Origin of the sequence: Vibrio algarum (assembly GCF_028204155.1) — a bacterium.
In the GTDB taxonomy this organism is placed as follows: Bacteria; Pseudomonadota; Gammaproteobacteria; order Enterobacterales; family Vibrionaceae; genus Vibrio; species Vibrio algarum.
Genome location: NZ_JAQLOI010000002.1, coordinates 1 through 5,863, shown reverse-complemented (window position 1 = coordinate 5,863; position 5,863 = coordinate 1). Strand labels below are relative to the sequence as shown.

Below are 5,863 nucleotides of genomic sequence, written 5' to 3'. Positions count from 1 at the left end.
TAGCTCAGCTGGGAGAGCGCCTGCCTTGCACGCAGGAGGTCTGCGGTTCGATCCCGCATAGCTCCACCATCTTTAAGTGTTTTTACTCTGCACAGAGAAAAGAATATTTAAAAATGGTTTTGGCTTATTTTTATAAGTATGAAATCTTTGCTCTTTAACAATTTGGAAAGCTGACTGATAAATAATTGATTATTATTTGTCAAAATAAAAGTTCTCAAATCCTATTGGCTTCTTTTTAGAAAGAAATTGATAGGTACTTGTTATTACTTCGGTAATAACAAACCAACACACATTCAAGTGTTCTTGGAAACAACTAACTTCGGTTAGATTGTTTAATATTTGAGTCCGGCAAAATCGAAAATGTTGTCTCGCTCATAATAAAGAGACAACGATTTATAACCTTGGTTGTTTGCCATACATAAAGACCTCTTTGGGGTTGTATGGTTAAGTGACTAAGCGTACACGGTGGATGCCTTGGCAGTCAGAGGCGATGAAGGACGTATTAACTTGCGATAAGCGTAGATAAGGCAGTAAAAGCCACTTGAGTCTACGATTTCCGAATGGGGAAACCCACTAGCATAAGCTAGTATTATTAACTGAATACATAGGTTAATAAGGCAAACCCGGGGAACTGAAACATCTAAGTACCCGGAGGAGTAGAAATCAACCGAGATTCCGAAAGTAGCGGCGAGCGAAATTGGATTAGCCCTTAAGCTTTTAATGATGCAGGTGAAGATTCTGGAAAGTATCGCGATACAGGGTGATAGCCCCGTAACCGACACATCATTTTAAGTGAAAACGAGTAAGGCGGGACACGTGATATCCTGTTTGAATATGGGGGGACCATCCTCCAAGGCTAAATACTACTGACTGACCGATAGTGAACCAGTACCGTGAGGGAAAGGCGAAAAGAACCCCTGTGAGGGGAGTGAAATAGAACCTGAAACCGTGTACGTACAAGCAGTAGGAGCAGGCATTGCGTCCTGTGACTGCGTACCTTTTGTATAATGGGTCAGCGACTTATATTTAGTAGCAAGGTTAACCGTATAGGGGAGCCGTAGGGAAACCGAGTCTTAACTGGGCGTCGAGTTGCTAGGTATAGACCCGAAACCAGGTGATCTAGCCATGGGCAGGTTGAAGGTTGAGTAACATCAACTGGAGGACCGAACCGACTAATGTTGAAAAATTAGCGGATGACTTGTGGCTAGGGGTGAAAGGCCAATCAAACCTGGAGATAGCTGGTTCTCCCCGAAAGCTATTTAGGTAGCGCCTCGGACGAATACTACTGGGGGTAGAGCACTGTTAAGGCTAGGGGGTCATCCCGACTTACCAACCCTTTGCAAACTCCGAATACCAGTAAGTACTATCCGGGAGACACACGGCGGGTGCTAACGTCCGTCGTGGAGAGGGAAACAACCCAGACCGCCAGCTAAGGTCCCAAAGTATAGCTAAGTGGGAAACGATGTGGGAAGGCTCAGACAGCCAGGATGTTGGCTTAGAAGCAGCCATCATTTAAAGAAAGCGTAATAGCTCACTGGTCGAGTCGGCCTGCGCGGAAGATGTAACGGGGCTAAGCTATACACCGAAGCTGCGGCAACATAATTTATTATGTTGGGTAGGGGAGCGTTCTGTAAGCCGTTGAAGGTGAACTGTAAGGTTTGCTGGAGGTATCAGAAGTGCGAATGCTGACATGAGTAACGATAATGGGGGTGAAAAACCCCCACGCCGGAAGACCAAGGGTTCCTGTCCAACGTTAATCGGGGCAGGGTAAGTCGACCCCTAAGGCGAGGCCGAAAGGCGTAGTCGATGGGAAACGGGTTAATATTCCCGTACTTCTTATAATTGCGATGGGGGGACGGAGAAGGCTAGGTGAGCCTGGCGATGGTTGTCCAGGTTCAAGGGTGTAGGCTAATTTCTTAGGTAAATCCGGGAAATTGTTAGGCTGAGACCCGATGTCGAGCCACTACGGTGGTGAAGTCATTGATGCCATACTTCCAGGAAAAGCCTCTAAGCTTCAGATTATAAGAAATCGTACCCCAAACCGACACAGGTGGTCGGGTAGAGAATACCAAGGCGCTTGAGAGAACTCGGGTGAAGGAACTAGGCAAAATGGTACCGTAACTTCGGGAGAAGGTACGCTCTTGACGGTGAAATCCCTAGCGGATGGAGCTATCGGGAGTCGCAGATACCAGGTGGCTGCAACTGTTTATTAAAAACACAGCACTGTGCAAAATCGTAAGATGACGTATACGGTGTGACGCCTGCCCGGTGCCGGAAGGTTAATTGATGGGGTTAGTCTTAGGACGAAGCTCTTGATCGAAGCCCCGGTAAACGGCGGCCGTAACTATAACGGTCCTAAGGTAGCGAAATTCCTTGTCGGGTAAGTTCCGACCTGCACGAATGGCGTAATGATGGCCACGCTGTCTCCACCCGAGACTCAGTGAAATTGAAATCGCTGTGAAGATGCAGTGTACCCGCGGCTAGACGGAAAGACCCCGTGAACCTTTACTACAGCTTGGCACTGAACATTGACCCTACATGTGTAGGATAGGTGGGAGACTTTGAAACTTCGTCGCTAGATGGAGTGGAGTCGACCTTGAAATACCACCCTTGTATGCTTGATGTTCTAACTTAGCCCCATAATCTGGGGTGAGGACAGTGCCTGGTGGGTAGTTTGACTGGGGCGGTCTCCTCCCAAAGAGTAACGGAGGAGCACGAAGGTGGGCTAAACACGGTTGGACATCGTGTGGTTAGTGCAATGGCATAAGCCCGCTTGACTGCGAGAATGACAATTCGAGCAGGTGCGAAAGCAGGTCATAGTGATCCGGTGGTTCTGAATGGAAGGGCCATCGCTCAACGGATAAAAGGTACTCCGGGGATAACAGGCTGATACCGCCCAAGAGTTCATATCGACGGCGGTGTTTGGCACCTCGATGTCGGCTCATCACATCCTGGGGCTGAAGTCGGTCCCAAGGGTATGGCTGTTCGCCATTTAAAGTGGTACGCGAGCTGGGTTTAGAACGTCGTGAGACAGTTCGGTCCCTATCTGCCGTGGGCGTTGGAAGATTGAAGGGGGCTGCTCCTAGTACGAGAGGACCGGAGTGGACGAACCTCTGGTGTTCGGGTTGTCATGCCAATGGCATTGCCCGGTAGCTAAGTTCGGAATCGATAAGCGCTGAAAGCATCTAAGCGCGAAGCGAGCCCTGAGATGAGTCTTCCCTGGCACTTTAAGTGTCCTAAAGGGTTGTTCGAGACTAGAACGTTGATAGGCAGGGTGTGTAAGCGTTGTGAGGCGTTGAGCTAACCTGTACTAATTGCCCGTGAGGCTTAACCATACAACACCCAAGGGGTTTTGTGGACTCAATGAAGAACATTGAATGTGTGAAGAACTTATATTTTTGTTGGCTTTTCGAATTTTAAGATTTTGCTTGGCGACCATAGCATTGTGGACCCACCTGATTCCATGCCGAACTCAGAAGTGAAACGCAATAGCGCCGATGGTAGTGTGGGGTTTCCCCATGTGAGAGTAGGACATCGCCAGGCTCTTATTCGTTTTTATCTTTTTTAGAAAAGATAAAAGCAAAAATTAACAAAGCATCTAAGTCAGACTTTGTTAATGTAAGAATACCATGTGGAGTGGTAGTTCAGTTGGTTAGAATACCGGCCTGTCACGCCGGGGGTCGCGGGTTCGAGTCCCGTCCACTCCGCCATGCAACGCTCTTTAACAATTTAAACCTATATCAATCTGTGTGGGCACTCGTTGATGACAATCGACAATGATTCTCTGCTTTCGGGCAAGAAATCAAAAATCGGTTTCAATGAACTGAGTGACCTAATTTGATGTCTTCGGATATCGAACACAGTTATTTAAATACCATTCTGTTGGAATGGTATGAACTTTAAAGAACACTTTACTATTTGGCTTTGGCTAAGAAGTAAAAGGCAATTTAAAGTCAGTATTCATTGAGCCAAAAAAACTTAAATTGAAGAGTTTGATCATGGCTCAGATTGAACGCTGGCGGCAGGCTTAACACATGCAAGTCGAGCGGAAACGATATTAACAATCCTTCGGGTGCGTTATTAGGCGTCGAGCGGCGGACGGGTGAGTAATGCTTAGGAATTTGCCCAGTTGAGGGGGATAACTATTGGAAACGATAGCTAATACCGCATACGCCCTACGGGGGAAAGGAGGGGACCTTCGGGCCTTCCGCGATTGGATAAGCCTAAGTGAGATTAGCTAGTTGGTGGGGTAATGGCTCACCAAGGCGACGATCTCTAGCTGGTCTGAGAGGATGATCAGCCACACTGGAACTGAGACACGGTCCAGACTCCTACGGGAGGCAGCAGTGGGGAATATTGCACAATGGGCGAAAGCCTGATGCAGCCATGCCGCGTGTATGAAGAAGGCCTTCGGGTTGTAAAGTACTTTCAGTAGTGAGGAAGGCAGCAAGCTTAATACGTTTGTTGTTTGACGTTAGCTACAGAAGAAGCACCGGCTAACTCCGTGCCAGCAGCCGCGGTAATACGGAGGGTGCGAGCGTTAATCGGAATTACTGGGCGTAAAGCGCATGCAGGTGGTTTGTTAAGTCAGATGTGAAAGCCCGGGGCTCAACCCCGGAAGGTCATTTGAAACTGGCAAACTAGAGTACTGTAGAGGGGGGTAGAATTTCAGGTGTAGCGGTGAAATGCGTAGAGATCTGAAGGAATACCAGTGGCGAAGGCGGCCCCCTGGACAGATACTGACACTCAGATGCGAAAGCGTGGGGAGCAAACAGGATTAGATACCCTGGTAGTCCACGCCGTAAACGATGTCTACTTGGAGGTTGTGGCCTTGAGCCGTGGCTTTCGGAGCTAACGCGTTAAGTAGACCGCCTGGGGAGTACGGTCGCAAGATTAAAACTCAAATGAATTGACGGGGGCCCGCACAAGCGGTGGAGCATGTGGTTTAATTCGATGCAACGCGAAGAACCTTACCTACTCTTGACATCCAGAGAATTTGCTAGAGATAGCTTAGTGCCTTCGGGAGCTCTGAGACAGGTGCTGCATGGCTGTCGTCAGCTCGTGTTGTGAAATGTTGGGTTAAGTCCCGCAACGAGCGCAACCCTTATCCTTAATTGCCAGCGAGTTATGTCGGGAACTTTGGGGAGACTGCCGGTGATAAACCGGAGGAAGGTGGGGACGACGTCAAGTCATCATGGCCCTTACGAGTAGGGCTACACACGTGCTACAATGGCGCATACAGAGGGCAGCCAACTAGCAATAGTGAGCGAATCCCAAAAAGTGCGTCGTAGTCCGGATTGGAGTCTGCAACTCGACTCCATGAAGTCGGAATCGCTAGTAATCGTGGATCAGAATGCCACGGTGAATACGTTCCCGGGCCTTGTACACACCGCCCGTCACACCATGGGAGTGGGCTGCAAAAGAAGTAGGTAGTTTAACCTTCGGGGGGACGCTTACCACTTTGTGGTTCATGACTGGGGTGAAGTCGTAACAAGGTAGCCCTAGGGGAACCTGGGGCTGGATCACCTCCTTAAACGATAGATTGCTTGATGAGTGTCCACACAGATTGATTAGGTTTAGAAAGTAAAGAGATGATAGCTCAGAAATATCTTCTGTTATAACGAAGAGATTTTAGTTTGAATCAAGGCGTGCCATTAACGAATGAAGGCGCATACATAAGTATGTAACTGAATGAGGATAAGCAGCACAACGACGAATCAAGCTGAAAGATCAAGTTAGAATGGGTCTGTAGCTCAGCTGGTTAGAGCGCTCGCCTGATAAGCGGGAGGTCGGTGGTTCAAGTCCACTCAGACCCACCAAATTAACTATGAGTTATCAATAGAAACACCCAACTGATGGGGTT

2 tRNA genes and 3 rRNA genes are annotated in these 5,863 nt (G+C 48.4%); all 5 read left to right on the top strand.

The features are described 5' to 3' along the window. Window positions 1-442 precede the first annotated feature (442 nt). The 5 genes from PGX00_RS15260 (at window position 443) to PGX00_RS15240 (ending at window position 5,819) form a co-directional block, all read left to right on the top strand. Window positions 443-3,335, top strand: a 23S ribosomal RNA gene (locus PGX00_RS15260). 92 nt (window positions 3,336-3,427) lie between these two features. Beyond that, a 5S ribosomal RNA gene (gene rrf / locus PGX00_RS15255) occupies window positions 3,428-3,543 on the top strand. Between the two features lie 90 nt (window positions 3,544-3,633). Further along, window positions 3,634-3,710 (top strand) — tRNA-Asp (locus PGX00_RS15250). Window positions 3,711-3,980: 270 nt separating this feature from the next. Beyond that, window positions 3,981-5,533: ribosomal RNA gene (locus PGX00_RS15245) — 16S ribosomal RNA — on the top strand. A 209-nt stretch (window positions 5,534-5,742) separates the two neighbouring features. Then, a tRNA-Ile gene (locus tag PGX00_RS15240) sits at window positions 5,743-5,819 on the top strand. Window positions 5,820-5,863: the final 44 nt, after the last annotated feature.